The sequence below is a fragment of the Veillonella sp. CNR 79/14 genome (assembly GCF_003992185.1).
Classification (GTDB): domain Bacteria; phylum Bacillota; class Negativicutes; order Veillonellales; family Veillonellaceae; genus F0422.
The window spans coordinates 119,192-143,717 of the sequence record NZ_RQVH01000001.1; the positions used below are offsets into that span (position 1 = coordinate 119,192).

Below are 24,526 nucleotides of genomic sequence, written 5' to 3' on the forward strand. Positions count from 1 at the left end.
TTCATGAAATCTATTACGGTGCAAGTGCCGGCTACGAGTGCTAATTGCGGGCCTGGGTTTGATTGTCTTGGAGTAGCATTAAATTTATATAATGTATTTACCTTTGAACCTGACAAAGAGGCCACATCTAATACATATACCTTTGAAGGGTTTGGGGCGGACTTATTGGAGAAAGAAGACCATAGCCAAAATCTAGTGGGTATTGCCATGGAAAGGGTATTTAAAGAGGTGAATGCTGCACCTGTTTATGGTCGTATTCATTCTAATACACAAATTCCACCATCAAGAGGTCTTGGCAGTAGTTCTACTGCCATTGTGGGTGGGTTGCTATTAGCCAATGCCTATTTACAAGAACCTTTAAATAAAGATCAATTATTGCTCATTGCCAATGATATGGAAGGGCATCCTGATAATGTATCGCCAGCTATTATGGGGAATTTAGTCTGTGCTGTTGGTGGGAATGATACAGTATTCCATTCCCATATCGATGTACCAAGTAATTTAACCTTTGCTGTAGTGGTACCAGAAGTGATTGTAGAAACATCGTATGCGCGAAGCGTATTGCCAACGGAGTTAAGCTATAAAGAAGCTGTTGCCAATGTAGGATTTGCTACATTATTTGTAGGATCCATGATACAAAATAGGATGGATAATTTGTCTGTAGCATTACAGGATTATCTACATGTACCGTATCGCAAAACCTTGATTCCTTATTGTGATGATGTATTTACTGCAGCTAAGGCTCATGGTGCGTATGGCTCTACTATTAGTGGTTCAGGCTCAACCTTAATTGCCTATTGTTCTCCGGAACATGCAGTGACAGTGGCAGATGCTATGAGTTCGGTCTTTATGAACAACGATATTGACTGCCGCCGTTTCGTACTGCATGCAGACCGTGAGGGCGCTAAAGTTGTAAAAATTAAATATGAATAAAAAACTTCATGATTCTTTTACATTTTGTATGCTATACTAAGTATATACATTCTATAAAAACTAAGTAGGAGGAATACATGAATCATATAAAAACAGCAGCCTTGTTGGCATTATTATCAGGATTATTGATGGTTATAGGTCAAATGGTAGGTGGGCATTCAGGGATGATACTAATGTTTATTATTTCTTTAGGAATAAATTTCTATACCTATTGGAATAGTGCATCTATGGTATTGCGGGCTTATAATGCAAAAGAAATTACAGAGCAAAACAACCCTACTATTTTTCAAATTGTAAAAAAATTAGTTCATAATGCTGGGTTACCGATGCCAAAGGTGTATATTATTGAATCAGAAGTACCTAATGCATTTGCTACAGGCCGTGACCCTGAGCATGCAGCAGTAGCTGTGACAACGGGTATTATGAAACTATTAACAGATGATGAAATTGAAGGTGTACTGGCTCATGAACTCTCTCATGTGAAACATAGAGATACATTAATTAGTACTATTGCAGCCAGCATGGCAGGATTTATTGCTATGGTGGCGAATATGTTACAATGGGCAGCTATTTTTGGAGGCCGTGATGATGAGGAGAATTCTAATCCTTTAGCATTAATTGGCACTATCATTTTAGCTCCATTGGCAGCTAGCTTAATTCAGATGGCTATTTCACGTTCTCGTGAATATTTAGCAGATGAAGAAGGGGCGATGATGAGTCGCAAGCCATTATCCTTAGCATCCGCATTAGCCAAAATTGAGCATTATGCTAAATTTGGTGTGCTTCCTGGTCAAAGCGAAAGCCGCGTATCATCTACAGCACACATGTTTATCATTAATCCTTTGAGTGGAATTTCTTCCACTATGACTCAATTATTTAGCACGCATCCATCTACAGAAAGTCGTATTCAACGTTTGCGTGACATAGCGAGTCGCATATAAAGGGAGCAATGCATATCTTATGTTACAGAGATCGTAAGGTTTCTAGTTGTTAAGGAGGTATACTATGGCAAAAGTGTACACGAAAACAGGCGATGCAGGTTCTACTGGTTTATACACTGGTGAACGTGTAAGTAAAGCATCTCAACGTGTTTGTACGTATGGAACAATTGACGAGGCACAAGCCTTTCTTGGAGTAGCTCGTGCGTACTCTGACAAAAAGGTAGTACAAGACACATTATTGCAACTTGAGAAAGAACTGTGGATGATTATGGCTGATATCTCTAGTTTAGGACAAGAAGCTACTATTACAGATGAGCATGTGACTAATTTAGAACAGATCATCGACAAATTTGATGAACAATTAGAGCCATTATCTAAATTTATTTTACCTGGTGATAGTAAAACATCCAGTTTCTTGCACTTAGGTCGTACCATCGTTCGCCGTGCAGAGCGAGACCTATGGAAGTTAGGAGAAACAGAAGAGATTCATATGTCAAATCTTCGCTATTTAAATCGTTTATCCGACTTGCTATTTATCTTAGCGCGCGTAGAAGATGAAGTGAAATAGTATACGATATAAAAGGAGGTACTCCATGTTGGGTACCTCCTTTTAGTATCTCTTAGATTATTTCTATCAAATCTTCTTGGATGTGCTATAATACTGTATGTAGTTACTGTGATTAATGTTGTACTTCTTGTACATCTACAGTTTTGTTTAGCACATCTTCAGGGCTTGGATAGAAGAAATAGATCTGATCGATTTCATTTTTAAATTTTTCTCGGATGTGTACGGATAATAAAGTTTCAAACTGAATGATATCTTCGGATTCCATCACAGCGTCTTCTACCAATACAAATAATTGTGGATCTGCTTTTGGTGCATTGGGTGGTAAACGGTCTGGTGAAAGTGGAACATTTACGATAATGCGTACAGAGGCTACATAATTTCCATTTTGATCTTTAATGGCTGCACGATAGGTATTTTCCCATAGAGTAGCCATTAATTGGATGTCTAAATTTAATAATTCCATAGTTGTCTCCTTTATAATGAACGTATAGTACATATGATAACTGATAAAGGGCAACTTTGTATAGGTATACTATGAAAAATCGTATAATATTTTGTACAGGTGGTGCCCGTAGTGGCAAAAGTGAGTTTGCAGAAACACTAGCTTTATCTAAAGAAGGACAAAAAGGATATATTGCTACAGGGCAACCTTATGACGAAGAGATGAAGCATCGTATTCATTTACATCAAGAACGACGGAAAATGATTTGGAACAATTATGAAATCCCTTGTGCCATTAGTAAAGAGATTCAACAAATTTTAGGTGAATGTTCTGTGGTATTAGTAGATTGCTTAACGATGTGGACTACTAATCTATTATTAGAAGATGGTGAATTTACATCTCAGGAAGATATAAATTGCCGTGAAAGAGCTATACTTTCAGAAGTACAAGCTGTACTTGATGTGATTCGATCCTACAAGGGAAACAATGAAAAGACGGTTATTTTTGTGACCAATGAAATTGGCTTAGGTATTGTTCCAGAGAATAAATTAGCTCGTATTTTTAGAGATATTATGGGACGTGTCAATCGAATGGTAGCAGCAGAGGCTGATGAATCATATATGACAATCAGTGGTATGACAATAGATATAAAAGCATTGGAGGTAAGCAACCATGGCTAAAAAAATTATGTTTCAAGGTACCAGTTCTAATGTAGGTAAAAGTATTTTAGCTACAGCAATGTGTCGCATTTTACATAATAAGGGATATAAAACAGTACCTTTTAAAGCACAAAATATGGCGTTAAATTCCTATGTTACCAAAGCAGGGGATGAAATTGGGCGAGCCCAAGTAGCACAAGCGGAAGCAGCAGGTTTAGAGCCTATTGTACAAATGAATCCCGTCCTATTAAAACCTACAGGCAATCAGTCCTCTCAAGTTGTGTTAATGGGCAAACCGGTAGGTGTGTATAGCGCTAGAGAATACCATACAAAATACTCCTTAACAGCCTTAGATAAAGTAAAAGAAAGTTTACAATATCTTGATGAAAATTTTGATATGATTGTCATTGAAGGTGCCGGTAGCCCTGCGGAAGTCAATTTAAAAGCTAATGATATTGTAAACATGCGTGTTGCTAAGTTAGCAAAGGCTCCTGTCATGCTTATTGCAGATATTGATCGTGGTGGTGCTATCGCATCTGTGGTGGGTACTTTAGAATTATTAGAACCAGATGAAAGAGATCTAGTAAAAGGTATTATCATTAATAAATTCAGAGGTGATGTCACATTATTACAACCTGCATTGGATTTTATTGAAGAAAAAACAGGTAAAAAAGTAGTAGGTGTAGTACCGGCGATAGAAAACCTTGATATTGATGAAGAAGATTCTGTAGCATTAGAAAGTAAATATAGAGGAGTATCTAAGGAGATTACGATTGCGGTCATGCAAACTCCTAAAATTTCTAACTTTACAGACTTTGATGCTCTTGCCTATGAACCAGATGTATCTGTTCGTTTTGTGAAACAAGGGGAGCCAATTGGTCATCCAGATATGGTAATTTTACCAGGCTCTAAAAACACATTAGCTGACTTATCGTACTTACAGGAGCATGGCTATGATAAAGATATCCACGACTTAGCAAATACTGGGGTACCTGTATTGGGTATTTGCGGTGGTAATCAAATGCTGGGAGAAATGCTTTATGATCCAGAAGGGATTGAAGGGGATATTCCTGAATTAAAAGGCTTAGGTTTGCTTCCAACAGCTACTACTATGAAAACTGAAAAATTAACACATCAAGTTTGTTTTGATGTAAAGGATTTATCTTTCTTAGGTACTAACTATAGTGGTGAAAATCTTGTAGGCTATGAAATCCATATGGGAGATACACAGCCAGTAGGAGCAGGAGAACGTTGTTTCCATATTCAAAAGCGTAGTGATGCTAAGGTAGATGTGATCGATGGTTTTGTCACTAGTAATGGTCAAGTGATGGGCACATATATTCACGGCATTTTAGATAATGATGGATTACGTCGCTCAATCCTGAATGCATTGCGTACAAAAAACGGATTAGAGCCATTAGATATTGTATTCCGCTACTTTGAACATAAAGAAGCTGCCTATAATCGATTAGCTAAGATTGTAGAAGAACATTTAGATATGGAATATATTCAATCATTATGGGAGCAAGACTAATGGAATGGTTTATACACCATCTTCTTTATTTTATTCCTTTAGGGGCACTTTTGTTAGATACTTTAGTGGGTGACCCTAGAAGTAAATACCATCCTGTTGTTTTAATTGGTAATTGTATTTTTTTCTATGAACATCTATTGTATAAAAAGAATACAATTCCAAGGAATCAAATACTATTAGGGATATCTACTGTACTACTAGTCTTAATGACTGTGATGGTCATTGTTACAGGGCTCCTATTTATAGGAGGGACCATACATCCAATCGGCTATTTCATAGTATCCTTATTGTGCCTATACATTGCTATTAGCCCTCGTTGTTTAGCAGAGGCAGGCATAGAAATTGCTAATTTGTTGAGAAAACAAGATATATCTGAAGCACGCCGTAAAGTGGGATGGATTGTAGGTCGTAAGACTAGTGAACTTGATGAAAGCGAAATTACTCGTGCTACCATTGAAACAGTAGCGGAAAATACAGTAGATGGCATTATTTCCCCTCTATTTTGGTTTGTCCTATTAGGTCCATGGGGAGCTATTGGATACCGAGCTATTAATACGATGGACTCCATGTTAGGCTATAAAAATGAGCGCTATTTATACTTTGGTCGTTTTGCAGCCCGCTTAGATGATGTAGTTAATTATATTCCTGCACGTATTACTTGTGTTTTATTTGTGACAGCTTCTTTTCTCTGTGGCAAAGATTGGAAACATGCCATCCGTATAGCCATTCGTGATGCGTATAAACATCCTAGTCCTAATGGGGGCTATGCAGAGGCTCCCGTAGCAGGGGCTTTACATATTCGGTTAGGTGGACAAAATGTGTATCATGACAAAGTCACCTTTCGGGCCTATATGGGAGACCCTATAACATCTATGGTAGGGAAACACATTTATCAAACTATATATTTGATGTATACTGTTTCTATATTAGGTGTTGCGTTAACGATGGTCAGTACATATGTAATTAATCAATGGTAGAGGTGGCATATGAAAGGATTTTTTGTAGGACTTCAGTTTTTAACACGCTTAAAAATTGTAAACCAAACAGAGTGGAAAGTAGAAGACTTTGGCGCATCCGTTACATATTTTCCTTTAGTAGGACTTGTCATTGGCGCCTTTATGTGGGCTCTTTATAGTTTAGCAAATTCGTATATTCCGGTATCCTTACTGATGCTTATGTTAGTTATCTTTGAATTTCTATTTACTGGTGGACTTCATGCAGATGGATTTATGGATACCTGTGATGGCTTATTTTCAGGACGAGATCGGGAACGTAAATTAGAGATTATGAAAGATAGCCGAGTAGGGAGTAATGGAGTAGTAGGCTTTGTATTTTTAACCCTTTTAAAATGGCAACTATTAGTTAATTTACCAATCTATGTAGTCCCTTTAGTCTTGGTCAGTATGCCTCTGTTAAGTCGATATACTATGGTGATTAGTATTCAAAAATTTCCTTATGCAAGACCAGAAGGAATCGGTAAATTTTTTGCAGACAATGCTCCTAAGTATGCTTTACCAGTAGCGACCCTATTAGCATTATTACCATTGTTCTTCTATGAATGGTTTTATGCGTATCTATTTGTCATTGCTTTAGCTGTGAATCTTATCATTAATTCCTATGTGACAAAACATTTAGGAGGAACTACAGGGGATACGTATGGATTTGTATGTGAATTATCAGAAATTTTTATTATTTTAGGTGCAATTATTGTAAGTGTTGTATAAATGAAAGGAGGAAGTAGAGTTGGCATTTTATGTAAGAACGCCAGGCACTTGTGGAGAATTTATTCAAGGCTCCATAAAAGGACAACGATTTCTAGTAACCTGTCCTATTAATCGCTACTCCTATGCCATTGGTGATGTACAATATCCACTTCCTCTTTCATCGATTTCTTTACAGTCAAAGGCCTATCAAGCTTACATCACGGTATTGGATACTTTGGGAATCGATCGATCTACGGCGAAGCCTGTATATTTACATTCCGATATTTTACAAGGAAAAGGATTGGCTTCTAGTAGTGCAGATATTAGTGTAGTAGCTATGGCTACAGCAAAAAGTCATGGCTACGATCTTTCTATGGAGCAATTAGCCTCTATTTGCTTATCAATCGAACCTACAGATGCTCCCTTTTACCCTGGTATAGTTCAGTTCGATTATCTAAATGGTACATGTTGTGAATTATTAGGCACATGTCCACCGATTCGTATCGTCATGTTTGATGAAGGCGGTACGATTGATACGGTACAATTTAATCATCAGCAAAATTTAGATGTTTTAATTGATGAAAAAGAAGAGTTGATGGTAGAAGCTTTAGCAAAATTTAAAGAAGGTATACATAAGCATAATGTGAAACTTATTGGTGAGGCCTCTACCATTAGTTCTTTCGGCAATCAACGTATTTTGCATAAGGCAAACTTATATGCGTTACATCAAATTGGGGTAGAGTGTAATGCGATAGGAACGATTATTGCCCATAGTGGAACTGTACTGGGTTTGCTATTTCCCCCAGACTCACCAAGTATTGTACACTGCTTGCAACAAGTAAAGCAGGAATTGCCAAATCTTACCTTCATGGATATAGTGGAAACAACGAATGAAGGAATTACTTTCATGGAACGATAAAGGAGGTTATGATGGTGAAAACAACGAATGTGCATGGTGGTAATGTGCATAAAGCGAGTCGACTATTAGATACTTCCTTAGATCAGATTTTAGATTTTAGTGCCAATATTAACCCTTTGGGTATGAGCGCCAAGGGGATGGATGCTATGAATGAGGCATTTCAACATGTGATACATTATCCAGATCCAGACATGACGAACCTTTTTGCTATCACATCCGAATTGTGGGATATGCCAAAAGAATGCATTGCTTTCGGTAATGGTGCAGCTGAATTAATCTATGCCATATGCCGATTGCCAGAAATAGAAGCTGTGTATGTGCCAGCTCCTGGATTTTCAGAGTATAGCCATGGTGCTCATTCGTGTGGCCTACCAGTCATAGAATATGAATTACAATTTGATGCGGATTTATTTTGTTTTTCCTATCCTTTAACAACGATATTACATGATTTAAATCAGTCTAAGCATCGCTTAGTATTTATTGGGAATCCCAATAATCCATGTGGCACCTTGTGGAAACATGAAAGTCGTGAATTATTTGAAGTTTGCAAGAAAAATGGTCACTATCTAGTGTTTGATGAGTCATTTGTTGATTTTTTAGGGGATGACTATTCTATGCGAAACTATGTGAAAGAGTATGACAATGTGATAGTTGTACATTCTTTAACTAAGTTTTACGCAGTTCCCGGCCTACGTATTGGGGCGATGATGGCAAATCCTATGATTATTAACTTCATTAAATCTCATATCCCATCTTGGACTGTAAATCATTTAGCGCAAATATATAGTGAAAAAGCTTTACAAGATACAGACTATATACAAGAGACTCGGACAGTACTAAAACAAGAAAAAGAATGGCTATATAAGGAGATTGTACAGATGGATGTATTACAGTGCATTGAACCATCTGTGAATTATATTCTCTGTCATCTAGATGATCAGTATTCTTTAGAAGATATGATTCAGCACTTGTATCATCAATCTATATTAATTAGAGACTGCTCTCACTATACTGGGCTAGGCCCCAATTGGTTTCGTATCGCGGTCAAAACAAGAGAGCAAAATGAACAATTATTACAAGCTTTACAAGCATATTTTACATTATAACAGGAGATACTATGATACAAATTTACTTTGTCCGCCATGGTGAAACGGATTGGAATCATCTAGGAAAGCACCAAGGATTTAGTGATATACCTTTAAATGAAAAAGGTATGGCCCAAGCTGTGGATGTGGGTGATGCCTTACGAGATGTTCATTTTGATAGAGCTATCGTTTCAGACCTAGTACGAGCTAGGGTTACATCTGAAGAAATTCTAAAAGGCCGTTATATTCCTACCACTTTTACAGAAGGATTACGGGAAATTAACTTTGGCGACTGGGAAAGCTTAACATATTCTGAAATTAATGAACGCTGGCCTGGCCAAATCGAAGCTATTTATGAAGATCCATCAGAGAAACCAATTCCTAATGGGGAGACAGTAGAAATGGTGCAAGAACGTGCCTATACTCGTTTATTAGAAGAGTTAGCGCGTATGGAGGATGGTGAGAGGTTATTGGTAGTTTGTCACGGAGGAACCATACGTACATTATTATGTGCATTAACGGGTATTCCACTGAATTGTTTATGGCGGCTAGCACAGGGGAATACAGCCGTTAGTGTGGTGGATTTCTGGGGTGACCAATCTCCTTATAATCGTATTTGTATATTAAATGATACATCTCATACTCATGTGAGAGAAGGTGGTTACGGTGAGGATTGATAAGTTTTTAGCCCATAAGGCTTTTGGTACAAGAAAAGAAGTGCATGATTTAATCAAACAGGGTCTTGTAAAGGTAAATGATAGTATTGTTAAGAAAAAAGACATGCATATCAATCCTGATGTAGATGTGGTTACGGTTCAAGATCAAGTTGTACAAGCACAATTAGAATATTATATTAAATTTCACAAACCAGCTGGATATGTAACAGCTGTAGAAGATTCTACAGATCCTACTATCATGGAGTTACTTCCTGAAGAGTTTCAAACTTTGAAGGTATTCCCTGTGGGACGACTTGATAAAGATACAGAAGGGTTGTTATTATTAACCAATGATGGTCCTTGGGCTCATAAAATTATTCATGGCAAAAAAAATATTGGTAAAACTTACTATGTAGAATATAGTGGGGCTTTATCAGATGAAGGCATACAACGTATACAAGCTGGTATAGTTTTAGGGGATGGTACAGAGTGTAAGCCGGCAGAACTATCGCTTCACAATGATGAAGGAGTGATGAATGAGTTTGGTGAAATCATTCACTCCTGTGAATTGACTATTTACGAAGGGAAATATCATCAAGTGAAACGTATGATCGGTGCCTGTGGTGGGACGGTAACGTACTTACAACGCATTGCTATCGGTAGAATTACCCTTGATTCTATTGAAGAAGTGGGCACATTCATAGATTTAACAGAAGAAGAAAAAGAAATTGTTTAATCGAATCTATTCAATTTGTCATATCTATGCATTATATGGTATCATTAGTTGATGCTTTTTAAGGAGGCGAGATGATGAATGGATTAGCAACTTTACAAGGATTCCTACAAGAAGAATCATACGGGGGCGCTATTCTTATTAGTCCTATTAATCTGCATTATTTTGCTGGCTTTACAGGAACTACAGGGGTTGCCCTTGTAACGCCTAACAAAGCGTATATGATAACGGATAGTCGTTATACAGAACAGGCAAAAGAACAATGTGAAGGATACGAAGTAGTAGAATATACAGGTGATGTATATGAAACAATTAGGGACTTACTAAAACGTTCAAGTATTGGTTTAACTACATGTTGCTTTGAAGGAAACTATATGAGTGTCGATGTATTTCAGCAAGTTTGTGATACATTGAATGAAACAGAATTTTTATCCTTCGATTTTGCTAGCCTTCGTATAGTGAAACGAGAAGATGAACTGAAATATTTACGGCAAGCGTTTAATATTGCAGATGAATCATTTGCAGCTATGTTACCACAGCTAAAAGTGGGGATGACTGAAAACGAGGCACGTATTATTCTAGAAACAGAAATGTTACGACGTGGATCTAAAGAGCCATCGTTTGCAACTATTGTTGCTTCTGGTTATCGTTCTAGTATGCCTCATGGGGTCGCTAGTGATAAAGTGATGGAGCTAGGCGATTTTATTACCTTTGACTTTGGTGCTATGTATAAAGGATATCATTCAGATATGACACGCACTATCGTATTAGGTAAGGCTAGTGATGAACAAAAAGAGTTGTACTCTATTGTGTTAGAAGCACAACAACGTGGTGTTGCATCTATAAAAGAAGGTGTAACTGCTTTAGAGATAGATTCAATTTGTAGAGACTATATCAAAGAACAAGGATATGGGTCAAACTTTCGTCATGGCACAGGTCATGGGGTAGGTTTAGATATTCATGAATTACCAGTGGTATCACCAAAATCAAAAGATATATTAAGATCCAATATGGTAGTCACAGTAGAGCCAGGTATATATCTATCAGGGCATATGGGATTACGTATTGAAGATACAGTTATAGTTACTAAGGAGGGTTGTGAAGTTCTCACAAAAACTCCTAAAGATTTAATAGAACTAGATGTGTAATGGAGGGATTTATAATGATTTCCAGTAATGATTTTCGTCCAGGCGTAACTGTCGAATTAGATGGTAATGTATGGCAAGTAGTTGACTTTCAACATGTTAAACCAGGTAAAGGAGCAGCTTTCGTACGTGCTAAATTGAAAAACCTACAAACAGGTGCTGTGGTAGAGCGTACTTTCAATGCTGGTGAAAAAGTGCCAAAAGCTCATGTTGACCGTCGTCGCATGCAATACCTATATGAATCTGATGGAGCATATACTTTCATGGATAATGAAACATATGACCAAACTGAATTAACAGTAGATCAATTAGGGGATGCTAAAAACTTCTTGTTAGAAAATATGGAAGTATCCATTATGTTCTTCCAAGGTATCGTAATCGGTATCGATTTACCAGTAGCTGTTGAGTTACGTGTAGTTGAAACTGATCCTGGTATCCGTGGTGATACTGCAACTGGTGGTAATAAACCTGCTACATTAGAAACAGGTTATGTTGTAAAAGTACCTTTATTCATCGAAGTAGACGATGTATTGCGTGTAGATACACGTACTGGACAATATATTGAACGTGCTTAAACCACAGATTTGATCTTTTAACAACTAGTATAGTATTGTAATTAAAAGCATTTGTTGGCCTGTGGTAGGACGACAAATGCTTTTTTGGTAAATATATGGAAGATAATCGCTTTTTTGAAGGACTGATACAGTTCGACCATTCTGTTTATGAAATGATTGCTACCATGACAGCATTGGAAACTAAAGGTGTTGCGGGTATGAGTACAACATTTGGAGATACGGTCAGTAGCATATTTGGCAGAAAAAATGCCATGGAAGGTGTAAAAGTACAAGTTTTAGAAGATGGATCATTGCAAGTATCTCTACATATTGCAGTGTATTATGGATATCGCGTCCCAGATATAGCCTTGCGTTTACAAGAGCGAGTAAAAAGTGCTCTTGTTTCTATGGCAGATGCTACTGTGAATAGTGTGGATATTTATGTGCAAGATATAATTTTTGAAAGTACCATATTATAGAGGATTTGTATGTCAGATCATTTAGAAATTGAAATTACAGATGCCGTTATTTTAGATGTCACTGCAAGAGTATTGTCATCTTTCGATGAAATACACTCCATGAGCAAACGATTTTTTGATGGTGTTGTAGATGGTATCTCACAAAAACTAGGGCAAAAAAGTTGGCCTGGAATGAATGTTAAACATAAACGAGATAGCTTTGGAGAGGCTTTTATAGAAATTAATTTATATCTTCGTTTATATTGTGGATCTCATCCATTAGAAGTGGCACGACAAATACAACAACAAGTGCGGCAAGATTTACGAAATATGTTAGACTTATATCGTGTTCGTGTAGATGTACACATTGACGGTCTAGAAAGAAGGGAACCTAATCATGAATCATCGTAGGTTAGCAAGAGTGTTTGCATTTGAAACTATTTATGCAGATACATTTTCAGAAGAAATAGTTGAGGAGGCAGTTTTAGATACCACTAAAATGCAAGGAAAAGCCAATCAATTTGCAAAACAATTAATTGCAGGTGTGCGTAGTGAAAAAGAACAATTAGATGCAGCTTTACAAGAATTTTCTCCTAAACGTAAAATGGAACGTTTTCCTAAAGTAGAACTTACTATTTTACGTATGGCAGCGTGGGAGCTATTACATCCACAAGAGGATACACCAGCAAAGATTGTTATTAATGAAGCTGTTTTATTAGCGAAAGAGTTTGGTGGAGAGACTTCCTATAAGTACATTAATGCTATCCTTCATAATTTAGCTAAATCGAGACAATAACATGACCTATTATTTAGGAATAGATACAAGTTGTTATACTACATCTTGTGCAATTGTTGATGAGGAAGGTAGATTAGTACAGGAAGTTAGAAAACTTTTAGAAGTACCGCAGGGGAAACGAGGATTACAACAGTCACAAATGGTGTTTCAACATACTCGTGCTTTAGGTGAACTGATTCAGTCTTTACATTTGGATCAACCCATTTCAGCTATCGGTGTCAGCGGTTTTCCAAGACGAGAAGAAGATTCCTATATGCCGGCATTCTTAGTAGGTCTTAATACAGCAAAATCACTGGGACATTGTTTACAAGTTCCTGTACATGTATTTTCTCATCAAGAGAATCATATATGGGCAGCCTTACGTGAAATTGGTGAAATTCCAGAAGGTCCCTTTTTAAGTTTACACCTTTCTGGAGGAACCACGGAATTTGTTCTTTGTGAACGCATTTATAAAAGTGGTTTTAAAGTGCAAATAGTAGGTGGCTCTGATGATATAGCAGGAGGCCAGTTAGTAGACCGATTAGGTGTTTTAATGGGCTTAAAGTTTCCAGCGGGCCCAAGCATGGAAACATTAGGAAGGCGTATTAAATACAATGTAGACTCGGTGCTCCCTGTATCAGTAAAAGAATCTACCATTAGCTTTGGTGGGCCATATAGCGCTGGACAACGCTGGTGGGAATCATTACAACATGGGCCTATAGATTGGACTGATAGGGAATCATTTAGTACAGAAAAAAATGCACAAATCTTGGCAGCCTCTGTGTTCCATTGTATTGGAAATTCCCTAGAGAAAGCCTTATCTCATATTTTAACAAAACATAATATTACAACCTTAATTACTGCCGGTGGTGTCATGGCTAATACCTACTTACAAGATCGTTTAGTTCATTGGGGACACCATCATGATTTAGATGTGTTATGTGTATCCTCTAAATATAGTGCAGATAATGCCTCAGGTAATGCCTATGGAGCAAAGGTTGTTGAAGGAGAATAGAATGGATGCTTACTCCGTTGGAGAATTAAATAAAATTATTAAGCAAACCGTAGAGGGAGAATTTCTCTTAAAGAACTGTATTGTTGAAGGTGTTATCTCTAATGTAAAACGTCATAGTACAGGACATTATTATTTTTCTCTCATCGATGATACAGGCTCCATTGATATGGCTATGTGGCGTTCTAAAGTGCAACAACGTGGCTTGGAAGGTGCCCTTGAAAACGGTTTGTTAGTACAAGTACGAGGAAACATTAGTTTTTACGAAAAAACTGGTCGTTTAAGTTTTATTTGCGAAGATATTCGTATTGGTGCCAAAAGTGACTATCAAATTGCTTATGAGAAATTAAAACAAGAGCTATATGCGTTAGGGTATTTTGACGAACGGCACAAACAACCTTTGCCACCTGTACCGAGTTGTATTGGTGTTGTTACTTCTGCATCAGGAGCAGTTATTCACGATATTTTACATGTAGCATCCCATCGCAATCCATTAGTAACATTTAAAGTATTTAATGTACCTGTACAAGGACCTACAGCGGGCCCTGTTATTGCTCGTGGTGTAGCTATGGCAGATGCTGACCCAGATGTAGATGTAATTATTGTTGGTCGTGGTGGTGGCTCTATGGAAGATTTATGGTGCTTCAATGATAGAGCTTTAATAGAATCTATATTCCAATGTACAACACCGGTTGTGTCTGCAGTGGGTCACGAAGTAGATTATACACTATGTGATTTTGTCGCAGATGTAAGAGGGGCAACCCCAAGTCATGCTGCAGAATTATCTATCTATCCACTGCTGGACTTACAAGAAGAAGTACAGCAAAAATTAGAATTTATTCATAATACAGTGCAGTATCGTATTCAAAAAGAAAAGCAACAGTTATTTTCTATTGCCAACCGCAAGATTACTGTACCTGCCATGAACTTGGTGCATCAACAGAGAAATATATTACAACGTTTTGAACACCTATTACATAGTGCAATACAAAAGAAATCCCAAGATGAATCACGTAAATTAGCTATATTAGCGACTCAATTAGATAACAAAAATCCTTTAGCTAAGGTCATTAAAGGATTTGCAAAAGTTGATCTTAATGGTACTCCATTACAAACGATTCAAAGTGTACAAATTGGCGATACATTAGATATACATATTCAAGATGGATCTGTGAAAGCGACTGTACAGGAGGTAACACATCGTGGCTAAATCTATAAAAAATTATGAAAAGAAATATACAGCCTTAGAAGAAGTAGTAAAAAAATTAGATGACGAAAGCTTATCTATGCATGAATTGTTAAAAACCTATAAAGAAGGATTAACATTAGTCAAAGAATGTTCTGATTTATTGCAACTTGTAGAAGAAGAAATTGAACAAATAATTGAAACTGTACAAGTAGATACGAATTAGGAGACAAAGTACGTTTTTTTAGGTATAATAGAATTAGAATATTTATACAAATATTATTATCTTTCAAAGAATTGAGGATATTATGTTAAAAGAGTACTTGCAACAAAGCAAAGCAGACATTGAAAGTTATTTATCCTCTGTATTAGAATCACCTAATACGGAATATACTCGTTTATACGATAGCATGAATTATAGCTTATTGATGGGTGGTAAAAGAATTCGGCCTATTATTACAAAAGCTGTCATTGAATCTTTAGGTGGATCTTGGGATGCTTATAAAGATGTAGTGTGTGCTATAGAATTGATTCATACCTATTCTTTAATTCATGATGATTTACCAGCTATGGATAATGATGATTATCGTAGAGGAAAACTAACTAATCATCGTGTATATGGCGATGGTATGGCTATTTTAGCAGGAGATGGATTATTAACCTATGCCTTTGAATTAGTTAGCAAACACACAACATTATCTGCAGAACAAGTAGTGCAAATTATTCATGTCTTAGCCAAAGGTGCAGGACCTAGCGGAATGGTAGGTGGCCAAGCTTTTGACCTACAATCAGAAGGAAAATTCCTACCATTGGATGAATTAGTAGTTCTTCACAAAGGTAAAACAGGAGCATTATTTAGTGCAGCTGTTGAAATTGGTCTGATTATTATGGAGGCCACAACATCCGTAAAAGAGGCCTACCTACGATATGCTGATCATTTAGGTTTATTATTCCAAATTACCGATGATATTTTAGATGTAGTAGGTACACAAGAAGAATTAGGTAAAACTCCTGGCAGTGATGAACGTCAGCATAAAGCAACCTATGTATCTATTTTAGGATTAGATACTGCTAAAGAACGAGCTCAAGAGGTGGCTAATCTAGCATTAACAGCGTTACATGATTCCAACTGCACATCACCTGTTCTTGAAGGTCTAGTCCAATATTTAATGGATCGCACACAGTAGGAGACACGTATGAGTCAAAAAGAACGTCTTGATATACTACTGGTGCAACGTGGTGTATTTGAAAGTAGAGAAAAAGCCAAGGCTGCTATTATGGCGGGGCTTATCTTTTCTGGTACACAGAGATTGGATAAAGCTGGTACTAAAGTTTCAGTAGATACACATTTGGAGGTAAAAGGTAATACCTTACCATATGTAAGCCGTGGTGGCTTAAAGTTGGAAAAAGCCATCGAGTTATATCCTATCGATCTAACGAATGCCGTAATGGTAGATATTGGTGCTTCCACAGGAGGGTTTACAGACTGTGCCTTACAGCATGGAGCAGCCAAAGTGTTCGCCATTGATGTAGGGTATAATCAACTAGCCTGGAAGTTACGACAAGATCCTAGAGTCATTAATATGGAAAAACAAAATATTCGCACCGTTACTCCAGTACAATTAGGGGAACTTAGCGATTTTATTTCCATAGATGTAGCATTTATCTCTTTGGATAAAGTGTTACCTGTAGCGACTACTTTACTTAAAGATACTGGTTCTTTAGTAGCTTTAATCAAGCCTCAGTTTGAGGCTGGTAAAGAACTAGTCGGTAAAGGTGGAATAGTACGTGAGAAATCCACACATAGATTGGTGTTAGATCGTATCTTGCACATTGCTAAAGATTGTGGGTTATATTTACATGGACTAACCTATTCTCCCATTAAAGGAATGGAAGGAAATATTGAATTTTTAGGATATTTTACAAAACAAGCAGAGGGTTCCTTAGACATTACTGAAGGGCTTATTACAGCCACGGTAGAGGAGGCTCATCGATTATAGGAGGATCTATGAGAATCGGTTTCTTTCCTAATATGAAAAAAGAGAATATTCGAGATATATTATCACAAGCAATTACCTATTGCCATACATATGGTATAGAAGTCTATATGCCTAAAGAATTAGAACATCATGATGTATATGCGTTGGGGATAGAGAAATCTCACTTATTATCACGACCAGACATATTTGAACATTTGGATATGGCATTTAGCTTTGGTGGTGATGGTACAATTATTCAATTAGCCCGTCAAATTTACCCATATAATGTACCAATTTGTGGCATTAATTTAGGGGAATTAGGTTTCCTAAATCAAATAGAGCTTGAAAACTTAGAGATGGCCATTGAAAGAATTAGTAAAGGCGATTTTTATGTGGAAGATCGCATTCATTTAGTGGGAACTTTGCATACTCCAGAAGGAGAACGCGTGCTGCGTCCTGCTATTAATGATATTGTTGTATCCCGCTCAGAACCGGGTAAAATGGCTCGCATTAATTTGTCGATTAACGGTGGACATACTCAAATGTATCCTGCTGACGGTTTAATTGTAGCATGTTCCACTGGGTCTACAGGGTATAACTTATCTGCTGGAGGTCCTATTATGGCGCCAGATAATCGCTCTCTTATAGTAACACCGATTGCCCCTCATTTATTGCAGGGCGTATCTTTGGTGCTAAAAGAAAGTGCAAAGATTGATATTACTATGCCAGAGCGTCAGAAAAATCTACATATCTCTGTAGATGGCACTTTTGATTACGAATTTAGTAATACTGACTCTTTACATATTGAAGCACATCCACAATATTGTAAATATGTGCGATTTAAAGATCAAAAATTCTTTGCTACCTTGTTTAAAAAGTTGACCGCACGATCTAAGGAGGTTCTATGATTCCTCTACACCATAGTGTAGAATTTCAGCATCACTTATGGTTGGACGCCCTAGTTACAGCTAGAACTATTGTAGATATTACTTGTGGCAATGGACATGACACAGTATATCTATTGTCACATTGTCATGAAAATTCTCATGTATATGCTATTGATATACAAGAAGTAGCGCTAACAAGGACGAAAGAAAAGCTTTTGAAAGAGCTTCCACAGGCTATAAAACAAGTGGATTTCATATTGGGGTCACATGATAGTGCACTGGAAACACTTCCTGTATCTACTATCGATTTAATGGTAGCTAATTTGGGGTACTTACCGAATGCAGACCATCAAATTATGACACAATCTGTATCAACAATTAAAGCTTTATCAAAGGGATTAGAAAAACTTTCAGTACATGGATTATGTACCATTGTAGCGTATCCTGGAACAGAAACTGGTCGTAAAGAGGCAGAAGATTTAGAAAACTATATAGCTTCTATTAGTCAAAAAGATTTTCACTGCAGTACATGGCGACCATTAAATCAAGCGAATCAACCGCCTATTTTATATATTATTCGTCGGAGGAAATAATGAAACGTTTTCGTTATAATAAGATAAAAGAAATTATTCAAACTAAGGCTATTGAAACACAAGAAGAATTAGCGCAAGCCTTGGTAGAAGAAGGGATTACCGTTACACAAGCAACAGTATCACGTGATATTAAGGAATTGATGTTAATAAAAGTTCCTACAGGGGATGGACGATATCGATATGCCTTATCTCCAGAAGAAAATATTATGTTATCTAGAACACGCATCAATCGCTTGTTCCAAGATTCTATTTTGCGTATTGACCACGTGTTGAATCAAGTCGTATTACATACATTACCTGGTTCTGCGCAGTCAGTAGCCTTTGCTATTGACCATGCAAAATGGCATGAAGTTATAGGTACGATTGCTGGAGATGATACAATTTTATTGATATGTAATTCTGTAGAAAGTGTAGAAATGGTATTGGACCGTATTCAAGACTTAATGAGGGATTAATATGCTAGTACGCATGGGGATTAAAAATTTTGCCCTCATCGAACATATGCAGCTAGAGTTTGCCAAGGGCATCACAATTTTTACTGGAGAAACAGGTTCTGGTAAATCTATATTGATGGATGCGTTTTCTATTCTATTAGGAGAAAGAGCTAGTAGTGAATTTATTCGTCATGAGAAGGATTCTTTTCTGATTGAAGGCGCTTTTGATATTGCAGGAGATACAGCATTACAAGAGCTATTAGTAAATAAAAATATTTTAGTAGAAGAAGATACTTTAATTTTATCTAGAACTTTTAATCGAAACGGTAAATCACAAATTTTAGCTAATGACCAAGTGATTCCATTGAAGGCATTACGTGAAATCGGCACCTATTTAGCAGATATTCATGGTCAATATAGTAACCAACAGCTCTTATTACCGGATACACATCATATCTATTTAGATACGTATAATGATGATGCTACGAAGGCTTATGAAAATTACGTAGTAGCCTATACTGACTATGCCAGTGCAAAGCGACAATTAGAAACATTGCGTGAAGAGTCGGCACAAAGAATTCGTGAATTAGATATGTTGAGGTTTCAGATTGATGAAATTGAAGAAGCCCAATTACAAACTAATGAAGATACAGCTGTATCTGAAGAATTAGAGAGATTAGATAACTATGAGCATCTTCAATCTACAATTTCTAGTTGTTATGATGGTATCTATGGGGGCAGAACTCCTCTTATTGATGGCTTGAATAGTATAACCAATGAAGTGACTGATCTTGTAAAATATGATAAGGATATGGAAGAAATAGCTGAGTTATTGCGATCTGCGTATTATCAATTAGAAGAAGCTGGACAAGCTTTAGATAGATACCGTGATTCCATTAGCTATGACGAAGAACGCTATTTTTACTTACAAGAGAGAGACACGCTTATATACAATTTAAAACGTAAATATGGAGACACTATTGAAAAAATATTAGCCTTTGAAGAAATGGCACAAATGCGATTAGAATTACTAGAATCAGAGGAAAGTGAAGAATCGCAGTTAGTGGAACGCGTGGAAACCTTACAAACACAAGCGGTACAAGCTTTAGAAAGGCTTACAAAAATACGTTATGCTCATCATAAAGAGATTACTGATGCCTTACAGCAAAACTTAACTCAGTTAGGTATGCCAAAGGCAAAGTTAGAATTTGTCATAGAAGGTACTGAGATTTTATCTCCTTTGGGAGCGAGCCGGATAGAGCTATTGTTTTCTGCCAATGCAGGGGAAGCTTTATTACCACTACATAAAGTTGCCTCTGGCGGTGAATTAGCGCGTATCGCCTTAGCTTTTAAATCCGTATTTAATAAAGCAACTCGTAAGACATTAGTATTTGACGAAATTGATGTAGGTATTAGCGGTGATATAGCCTTACAAGTGGCTAAACAAATTCTACAGTTAAGTTCTGGTAATCAGGTATTCTGTATTACGCACTTACCACAAACAGCAAGCGTGGCAAAACAACATTATCATCTACGCAAGGTAGAAGAAGAAGGTCGAACTATTTCTAAAGTTACCATCCTTTCAGAAGAGGAACGTGTTGCACAAATTGCCCGTATGATGTCAGGCCAATCTTTCTCAGATACAGCCTTAGAAACAGCAAAAGAAATGATTCAATACTTTCAACAGGAATTACTCTAGGAGGAACAATGAAAGTTTTAGTAAATGGAGCAGCTGGCAAAATGGGCCGTGAGGTTCTAAAAGCTGTTCATAATGATACAGAGTTAACCTTAGTGGGGGGGGTAGATCCTAGCCATGGAGGTAAAGATGTTAGTGAATTTATGGGCACTAGTCCTTTAGACTGTAAAATCTACAGTCAATTAGAGGAAGCTATTGAAGCCGTACATCCAGATGTGATTGTGGACTTTACAACACCAGCCATTATTTTTGAAAATGCAAAACTTATGCTAACAAAAGGAATTCACGTTGTGATTGGTACAACTGGTCTTACAGAAGCACAGCGCCAAGAATTAGATTCCATTGGTAGAGCACATAATGCGAATTGTTTGGTAGCTCCTAATTTCTCGTTAGGTGCAGTGATGATGATGAAAACGGCAGCGGAACTAGCTCCGTATTTTCCAGATGTGGAGATTATTGAATTACATCATAATCATAAATATGATGCACCTTCTGGTACAGCTGTATTAACGGCTAAATTGATCAATGATGCAAAACAAAAAGCCAATGTGAAAGCTGCTGAAGATTTAACTCGTGAGAGTCTACCAGGTGCTCGAGGTGCTAAGGTGGATGATGTGACAATTCACAGTGTCCGTTTGCCAGGTTATGTGGCACATCAAGAAGTTATTTTTGGTGGATATGATGAAACATTGGTGATTCGTCATGATTCATTAAGTCGCTTATCCTTTATGCCTGGTGTGGTATTAGCTTGTAAAAAAATCAAAGATTTTGCAGGCTTAACTTATGGATTAGAACATTATTTATAATTCTATATTCTATATAATTCTTGCTAAAGAAAAACTTAAATAGTATAATACATATAACTATACATTAAGTTATTAATATTAAGGAGTCACTATGAGAAAACCTCATTTAGCCATATTAGGTGCTACTGGTGCAGTAGGACAAGAGTTTATTACATTAATTGAAGAACGTAAATTTCCTTATGAAAGCATTAAACTATTAGCATCTGCTCGTTCTGCGGGTAAAGTTTTAACAGTAGATGGAAAAGAGTATGTGGTGGAAGAGGCAAAACCAGAATCTTTTGAAGGTGTAGATATTGCTTTATTTGCAGGAGGTTCTATTTCTAAAACATTGGCTCCAGAAGCTGCTAAACGTGGTGCTATTGTTATCGATAACTCCAGCGCTTTCCGTATGGATCCAGACGTTCCATTAGTAGTACCTGAAGTAAACCCAGAGGATATTGATACACATAAAGGTATTATTGCTAATCCTAATTGTTCTACTATTATCATGGCTTTAGGATTAAAGCCATTGCATGACTTATCTCCTATTAAACGTGTTGTTGTCAGCACATACCAAGCTGTATCTGGCGCTGGCAAAGAGGGGATTGAAGAATTAGATTCCCAAGTAGCTCAACATGTTGCAGGGGAAGATATGGTAGCTAATTTATTACCTACAGGCTCTATGGACAAACATTATCCAATCGCTTTTAATTTAATTCCGCAAATTGATGTATTCATGGAAAATGGATACTCTAAAGAAGAAATGAAAATGGTATTGGAAACACAAAAGATTTTCCATGATGATACTATTGCTGTAGTACCGACTACAGTACGTGTACCAGTATATCGCTCTCATTCTGAATCTGTATTAGTAAAGACAGAGTCTCCAGTATCTGTAGAAGATTTCAAAGCTGCTTGTGAAAAATTCCCTGGTTTACGTGTGAACGATAATCCAGCAGCACAAGAATATCCAATGCCTTTATATACATCGAATCAAAATGATTGTGAAATCGGCCGCATTCGTAAAGATTTATTTAACGAGCATGCTATGAATTTTTGGATTGTAGGAGATCAAATTCGTAAGGGTGCTGCATTAAATGCATTACAAATTGCAGAATACTTGGTAGAACATCAATCTTTCTAATCATATATTTCAGGGGGTGCTAAGATGACAACATTTGGAAATATCTTAACAGCAATGATCACTCCTTTTACTGACGATGGTCATGTAAATTTTCAAGAAGCACTACGTTTAGCCGGATACTTATTAGATAATGGGTCTGATGGGTTAATTGTATGTGGCACTACTGGTGAAGGTCCAAATATTGATGATCGTGATAAACTTGAGCTATTTACATTAATCGCTAAAGAGTATGGTCATCGTGCTAGCATTATTGCGAATACAGGTAGTAATTCTACTAAAAAATCGATCGCTTTAACGAAGGCTGCTAGCCATACTGGTGTTCATGGCGTGATGGCTGTGGTACCATATTATAACAAACCCAATCAAGAAGGTTGTTATTTACATTTTAAAGCAGTTGCAGACAGTACTGATTTACCCGTTATGCTATATAATGTACCGGGTCGAACAGGTGGTCGTATAGAACCACAAACAGTAGCTAGATTAGCTAAAGAATGCCCTAATATTACATCTATTAAAGAAGCTACAGGTGATATTAGTATTACTCAACAAATTCGTGCATTACTACCAAGTGATGATTTCATGATTTATTCTGGTGATGATGCATTAACATTAGATGTGATACAAAATGGAGGAGCCGGTGTTATTTCTGTGGCCGCACATATTGTAGGAAATGAAATGCAAGAGATGATAGGATTATTCAGACAAGGAAAGGTAAAAGAAGCAAGAGTTATTGAGCTATCCTTGGTACCTATCTTAAAAGCTATGTTTATTACCACAAATCCTATTCCTGTAAAATATGCGATGAAGCAATTAGGATTTATAACAGGGCCATTACTATTACCATTATGTGATCCATCTGTAGAAGAAGCGCAGATCATCGATGCAGCTATAGAATCATATAAACAATAAAAATTTAAAAAGAAAAAGATAGTAGTCTTATTAAAGACTACTATCTTTTTCTTTATTATATTAGATTAAATATGGTCACGAATGAGCCCAATCACTCGACCTTCAATCACACAATTACGTGTGATGATAGGCTCAAACTCTTCGTTTTCTGGCATTAAACGAATATGGTCAGACTCTTTATAAAAGCGTTTTACAGTGGCTTCATCATCAATTCGAGCAACTACGATATCCCCATTGTTGGCAGTGGATTGATTGCGAACGATAAGCAAATCACCTTCATACATACCGATATCGCGCATGGATTCGCCACGAACACGTAATAAGAAGCATTCAGAGCTACCTAATAGAGCAGTAGGTAATACGAACTCATCTTCACGGTTTTCAATAGCTGTTACAGGAAGACCTGCTTGTACAGTTCCAATCAAAGGGACACGACGAAGGCCAGCCTCTAAAAAATTAAATTCAGGGCTTGACGTAACTTCGTGAGTTTCTTCATCCATTTCTAAAGCAGGTACATCAGGCATATTTACAACGGTAATAGAGCGATTTTTATTCGCATCACGAGTAATATAGCCAAATTTTTCTAATGTATTTAAATGACTTTGAACAGTAGAAGTGGAGCTTAACCCCATATGATCGCCAATTTCACGAACACTTGGGCAGCGATAGCGCTGTTGTAAACTTTCAATAATAAAATCTAATATTCTTTGTTGTTTGCTATTTATATCAGTGGCAGGACGTCTCAAGGGAATAACCTCTCATTCTACAGTATTATGGAATTTAATTTATATAAACC

Annotated in this window: 30 protein-coding genes; 28 read left to right on the plus strand and 2 right to left on the minus strand. The window is 36.9% G+C overall.

The features are described from left to right. Positions 1–3 precede the first annotated feature (3 nt). The 3 genes from thrB to EO119_RS00520 all read left to right on the plus strand — a co-directional run bounded on the left by thrB (position 4) and on the right by EO119_RS00520 (position 2,442). Positions 4–933, plus strand: a complete 930-nt coding sequence (gene thrB, locus EO119_RS00510; RefSeq protein ID WP_126940284.1) for a homoserine kinase — start codon at positions 4–6, stop codon at positions 931–933. A gap of 77 nt (positions 934–1,010) precedes the next feature. Continuing rightward, the gene (htpX, locus tag EO119_RS00515; RefSeq protein ID WP_126940285.1) at positions 1,011–1,874 is read left to right on the plus strand and encodes a zinc metalloprotease HtpX; all 864 of its coding nucleotides are present in this window, start codon (positions 1,011–1,013) and stop codon (positions 1,872–1,874) included. A 64-nt stretch (positions 1,875–1,938) separates the two neighbouring features. Next, the gene (locus EO119_RS00520) at positions 1,939–2,442 is read left to right on the plus strand and encodes a cob(I)yrinic acid a,c-diamide adenosyltransferase (protein ID WP_009353784.1); all 504 of its coding nucleotides are present in this window, start codon (positions 1,939–1,941) and stop codon (positions 2,440–2,442) included. A gap of 112 nt (positions 2,443–2,554) precedes the next feature. On the opposite strand, the gene EO119_RS00525 is transcribed toward EO119_RS00520, so the two are convergent. Beyond that, positions 2,555–2,905, minus strand: a complete 351-nt coding sequence (locus EO119_RS00525) for a hypothetical protein (RefSeq protein ID WP_009353780.1) — start codon at positions 2,903–2,905, stop codon at positions 2,555–2,557. 71 nt (positions 2,906–2,976) lie between these two features. Between EO119_RS00525 and cobU the strand changes: the two genes are divergently transcribed. From cobU to dapA, 25 genes are all read left to right on the plus strand, one after another. Next, positions 2,977–3,564: a bifunctional adenosylcobinamide kinase/adenosylcobinamide-phosphate guanylyltransferase gene (cobU, locus tag EO119_RS00530; RefSeq protein WP_126940286.1), complete on the plus strand. Its 588-nt coding sequence runs from the start codon at positions 2,977–2,979 to the stop codon at positions 3,562–3,564. Then, positions 3,557–5,077: a cobyric acid synthase gene (locus EO119_RS00535; RefSeq protein WP_126940287.1), complete on the plus strand. Its 1,521-nt coding sequence runs from the start codon at positions 3,557–3,559 to the stop codon at positions 5,075–5,077. Before cobU ends, EO119_RS00535 begins: the two co-directional genes overlap by 8 nt. Then, positions 5,077–6,054, plus strand: coding sequence for an adenosylcobinamide-phosphate synthase CbiB (gene cbiB, locus EO119_RS00540; RefSeq protein ID WP_126940288.1), 978 nt, complete (start codon positions 5,077–5,079; stop codon positions 6,052–6,054). Before EO119_RS00535 ends, cbiB begins: the two co-directional genes overlap by 1 nt. A 9-nt stretch (positions 6,055–6,063) precedes the next feature. Continuing rightward, positions 6,064–6,801 carry an adenosylcobinamide-GDP ribazoletransferase gene (gene cobS, locus EO119_RS00545; protein WP_126940289.1) on the plus strand — a complete coding sequence of 246 codons (738 nt, stop codon included), beginning with the start codon at positions 6,064–6,066 and terminating at the stop codon, positions 6,799–6,801. 19 nt (positions 6,802–6,820) lie between these two features. Beyond that, positions 6,821–7,699 carry a GHMP kinase gene (locus EO119_RS00550; RefSeq protein WP_009353012.1) on the plus strand — a complete coding sequence of 293 codons (879 nt, stop codon included), beginning with the start codon at positions 6,821–6,823 and terminating at the stop codon, positions 7,697–7,699. 8 nt (positions 7,700–7,707) lie between these two features. Next, the gene (gene cobD / locus EO119_RS00555) at positions 7,708–8,805 is read left to right on the plus strand and encodes a threonine-phosphate decarboxylase CobD (protein ID WP_126940290.1); all 1,098 of its coding nucleotides are present in this window, start codon (positions 7,708–7,710) and stop codon (positions 8,803–8,805) included. A gap of 11 nt (positions 8,806–8,816) precedes the next feature. Continuing rightward, complete coding sequence (locus EO119_RS00560; protein ID WP_126940291.1) at positions 8,817–9,461, plus strand: histidine phosphatase family protein; 645 nt, start codon at positions 8,817–8,819, stop codon at positions 9,459–9,461. Continuing rightward, complete coding sequence (locus EO119_RS00565) at positions 9,451–10,176, plus strand: pseudouridine synthase (protein WP_126940292.1); 726 nt, start codon at positions 9,451–9,453, stop codon at positions 10,174–10,176. Before EO119_RS00560 ends, EO119_RS00565 begins: the two co-directional genes overlap by 11 nt. 74 nt (positions 10,177–10,250) lie before the next feature. After that, positions 10,251–11,321, plus strand: coding sequence for a Xaa-Pro peptidase family protein (locus EO119_RS00570; protein ID WP_126940312.1), 1,071 nt, complete (start codon positions 10,251–10,253; stop codon positions 11,319–11,321). A 14-nt stretch (positions 11,322–11,335) separates the two neighbouring features. Next, positions 11,336–11,893: an elongation factor P gene (efp, locus tag EO119_RS00575; protein ID WP_126940293.1), complete on the plus strand. Its 558-nt coding sequence runs from the start codon at positions 11,336–11,338 to the stop codon at positions 11,891–11,893. 95 nt (positions 11,894–11,988) lie between these two features. After that, complete coding sequence (locus EO119_RS00580) at positions 11,989–12,351, plus strand: Asp23/Gls24 family envelope stress response protein (RefSeq protein ID WP_126940294.1); 363 nt, start codon at positions 11,989–11,991, stop codon at positions 12,349–12,351. 9 nt (positions 12,352–12,360) lie between these two features. Further along, positions 12,361–12,741: an Asp23/Gls24 family envelope stress response protein gene (locus EO119_RS00585; RefSeq protein WP_126940295.1), complete on the plus strand. Its 381-nt coding sequence runs from the start codon at positions 12,361–12,363 to the stop codon at positions 12,739–12,741. After that, a complete protein-coding gene (nusB, locus tag EO119_RS00590) occupies positions 12,728–13,126 on the plus strand; it encodes a transcription antitermination factor NusB (protein ID WP_126940296.1) in 399 nt (132 codons plus the stop codon). The genes EO119_RS00585 and nusB overlap by 14 nt, the downstream gene beginning before the upstream one ends. A 1-nt stretch (position 13,127) precedes the next feature. Next, a complete protein-coding gene (locus tag EO119_RS00595; RefSeq protein WP_126940297.1) occupies positions 13,128–14,120 on the plus strand; it encodes a metallohydrolase in 993 nt (330 codons plus the stop codon). A 1-nt stretch (position 14,121) separates the two neighbouring features. Next, positions 14,122–15,327: an exodeoxyribonuclease VII large subunit gene (gene xseA, locus EO119_RS00600; protein ID WP_126940298.1), complete on the plus strand. Its 1,206-nt coding sequence runs from the start codon at positions 14,122–14,124 to the stop codon at positions 15,325–15,327. After that, complete coding sequence (gene xseB, locus EO119_RS00605) at positions 15,320–15,529, plus strand: exodeoxyribonuclease VII small subunit (RefSeq protein WP_126940299.1); 210 nt, start codon at positions 15,320–15,322, stop codon at positions 15,527–15,529. Before xseA ends, xseB begins: the two co-directional genes overlap by 8 nt. Before the next feature lie 82 nt (positions 15,530–15,611). Next, positions 15,612–16,490, plus strand: a complete 879-nt coding sequence (locus EO119_RS00610; protein ID WP_126940300.1) for a polyprenyl synthetase family protein — start codon at positions 15,612–15,614, stop codon at positions 16,488–16,490. Positions 16,491–16,499: 9 nt separating this feature from the next. Beyond that, a complete protein-coding gene (locus tag EO119_RS00615; RefSeq protein WP_126940301.1) occupies positions 16,500–17,303 on the plus strand; it encodes a TlyA family RNA methyltransferase in 804 nt (267 codons plus the stop codon). A gap of 8 nt (positions 17,304–17,311) precedes the next feature. Further along, positions 17,312–18,190 (plus strand): NAD(+)/NADH kinase, encoded by an 879-nt coding sequence (locus EO119_RS00620; protein WP_126940302.1) that lies wholly within the window; start codon positions 17,312–17,314, stop codon positions 18,188–18,190. Beyond that, positions 18,187–18,762 carry a class I SAM-dependent methyltransferase gene (locus EO119_RS00625; protein ID WP_126940303.1) on the plus strand — a complete coding sequence of 192 codons (576 nt, stop codon included), beginning with the start codon at positions 18,187–18,189 and terminating at the stop codon, positions 18,760–18,762. The genes EO119_RS00620 and EO119_RS00625 overlap by 4 nt, the downstream gene beginning before the upstream one ends. Further along, positions 18,762–19,217, plus strand: coding sequence for an arginine repressor (gene argR, locus EO119_RS00630; RefSeq protein WP_009353250.1), 456 nt, complete (start codon positions 18,762–18,764; stop codon positions 19,215–19,217). Before EO119_RS00625 ends, argR begins: the two co-directional genes overlap by 1 nt. A gap of 1 nt (position 19,218) precedes the next feature. Then, complete coding sequence (gene recN, locus EO119_RS00635; RefSeq protein ID WP_126940304.1) at positions 19,219–20,895, plus strand: DNA repair protein RecN; 1,677 nt, start codon at positions 19,219–19,221, stop codon at positions 20,893–20,895. Between the two features lie 8 nt (positions 20,896–20,903). Beyond that, a complete protein-coding gene (gene dapB / locus EO119_RS00640; RefSeq protein WP_126940305.1) occupies positions 20,904–21,698 on the plus strand; it encodes a 4-hydroxy-tetrahydrodipicolinate reductase in 795 nt (264 codons plus the stop codon). A gap of 91 nt (positions 21,699–21,789) precedes the next feature. Beyond that, positions 21,790–22,821: an aspartate-semialdehyde dehydrogenase gene (locus EO119_RS00645; RefSeq protein ID WP_126940306.1), complete on the plus strand. Its 1,032-nt coding sequence runs from the start codon at positions 21,790–21,792 to the stop codon at positions 22,819–22,821. 24 nt (positions 22,822–22,845) lie between these two features. Next, positions 22,846–23,730: a 4-hydroxy-tetrahydrodipicolinate synthase gene (gene dapA / locus EO119_RS00650; RefSeq protein WP_126940307.1), complete on the plus strand. Its 885-nt coding sequence runs from the start codon at positions 22,846–22,848 to the stop codon at positions 23,728–23,730. 65 nt (positions 23,731–23,795) lie between these two features. On the opposite strand, the gene lexA is transcribed toward dapA, so the two are convergent. Beyond that, complete coding sequence (gene lexA, locus EO119_RS00655) at positions 23,796–24,476, minus strand: transcriptional repressor LexA (RefSeq protein ID WP_126940308.1); 681 nt, start codon at positions 24,474–24,476, stop codon at positions 23,796–23,798. Positions 24,477–24,526: the final 50 nt, after the last annotated feature.

Excerpts from the sequence above, each read along its gene's own strand:
- thrB (WP_126940284.1), top strand. The coding sequence starts at position 4 with ATGAAATCTATTACGGTGCAAGTGCCGGCTACGAGTGCTAATTGCGGG.
- htpX (WP_126940285.1), top strand. The coding sequence starts at position 1,011 with ATGAATCATATAAAAACAGCAGCCTTGTTGGCATTATTATCAGGATTA.
- EO119_RS00520 (WP_009353784.1), top strand. The coding sequence starts at position 1,939 with ATGGCAAAAGTGTACACGAAAACAGGCGATGCAGGTTCTACTGGTTTA.
- EO119_RS00525 (WP_009353780.1), bottom strand. The coding sequence starts at position 2,905 with ATGGAATTATTAAATTTAGACATCCAATTAATGGCTACTCTATGGGAA.
- cobU (WP_126940286.1), top strand. The coding sequence starts at position 2,977 with ATGAAAAATCGTATAATATTTTGTACAGGTGGTGCCCGTAGTGGCAAA.
- EO119_RS00535 (WP_126940287.1), top strand. The coding sequence starts at position 3,557 with ATGGCTAAAAAAATTATGTTTCAAGGTACCAGTTCTAATGTAGGTAAA.
- cbiB (WP_126940288.1), top strand. The coding sequence starts at position 5,077 with ATGGAATGGTTTATACACCATCTTCTTTATTTTATTCCTTTAGGGGCA.
- cobS (WP_126940289.1), top strand. The coding sequence starts at position 6,064 with ATGAAAGGATTTTTTGTAGGACTTCAGTTTTTAACACGCTTAAAAATT.
- cobD (WP_126940290.1), top strand. The coding sequence starts at position 7,708 with ATGATGGTGAAAACAACGAATGTGCATGGTGGTAATGTGCATAAAGCG.
- EO119_RS00560 (WP_126940291.1), top strand. The coding sequence starts at position 8,817 with ATGATACAAATTTACTTTGTCCGCCATGGTGAAACGGATTGGAATCAT.
- EO119_RS00570 (WP_126940312.1), top strand. The coding sequence starts at position 10,251 with ATGAATGGATTAGCAACTTTACAAGGATTCCTACAAGAAGAATCATAC.
- efp (WP_126940293.1), top strand. The coding sequence starts at position 11,336 with ATGATTTCCAGTAATGATTTTCGTCCAGGCGTAACTGTCGAATTAGAT.
- EO119_RS00580 (WP_126940294.1), top strand. The coding sequence starts at position 11,989 with ATGGAAGATAATCGCTTTTTTGAAGGACTGATACAGTTCGACCATTCT.
- EO119_RS00585 (WP_126940295.1), top strand. The coding sequence starts at position 12,361 with ATGTCAGATCATTTAGAAATTGAAATTACAGATGCCGTTATTTTAGAT.
- nusB (WP_126940296.1), top strand. The coding sequence starts at position 12,728 with ATGAATCATCGTAGGTTAGCAAGAGTGTTTGCATTTGAAACTATTTAT.
- EO119_RS00595 (WP_126940297.1), top strand. The coding sequence starts at position 13,128 with ATGACCTATTATTTAGGAATAGATACAAGTTGTTATACTACATCTTGT.
- xseA (WP_126940298.1), top strand. The coding sequence starts at position 14,122 with ATGGATGCTTACTCCGTTGGAGAATTAAATAAAATTATTAAGCAAACC.
- EO119_RS00610 (WP_126940300.1), top strand. The coding sequence starts at position 15,612 with ATGTTAAAAGAGTACTTGCAACAAAGCAAAGCAGACATTGAAAGTTAT.
- EO119_RS00615 (WP_126940301.1), top strand. The coding sequence starts at position 16,500 with ATGAGTCAAAAAGAACGTCTTGATATACTACTGGTGCAACGTGGTGTA.
- EO119_RS00620 (WP_126940302.1), top strand. The coding sequence starts at position 17,312 with ATGAGAATCGGTTTCTTTCCTAATATGAAAAAAGAGAATATTCGAGAT.
- EO119_RS00625 (WP_126940303.1), top strand. The coding sequence starts at position 18,187 with ATGATTCCTCTACACCATAGTGTAGAATTTCAGCATCACTTATGGTTG.
- argR (WP_009353250.1), top strand. The coding sequence starts at position 18,762 with ATGAAACGTTTTCGTTATAATAAGATAAAAGAAATTATTCAAACTAAG.
- recN (WP_126940304.1), top strand. The coding sequence starts at position 19,219 with ATGCTAGTACGCATGGGGATTAAAAATTTTGCCCTCATCGAACATATG.
- dapB (WP_126940305.1), top strand. The coding sequence starts at position 20,904 with ATGAAAGTTTTAGTAAATGGAGCAGCTGGCAAAATGGGCCGTGAGGTT.
- EO119_RS00645 (WP_126940306.1), top strand. The coding sequence starts at position 21,790 with ATGAGAAAACCTCATTTAGCCATATTAGGTGCTACTGGTGCAGTAGGA.
- dapA (WP_126940307.1), top strand. The coding sequence starts at position 22,846 with ATGACAACATTTGGAAATATCTTAACAGCAATGATCACTCCTTTTACT.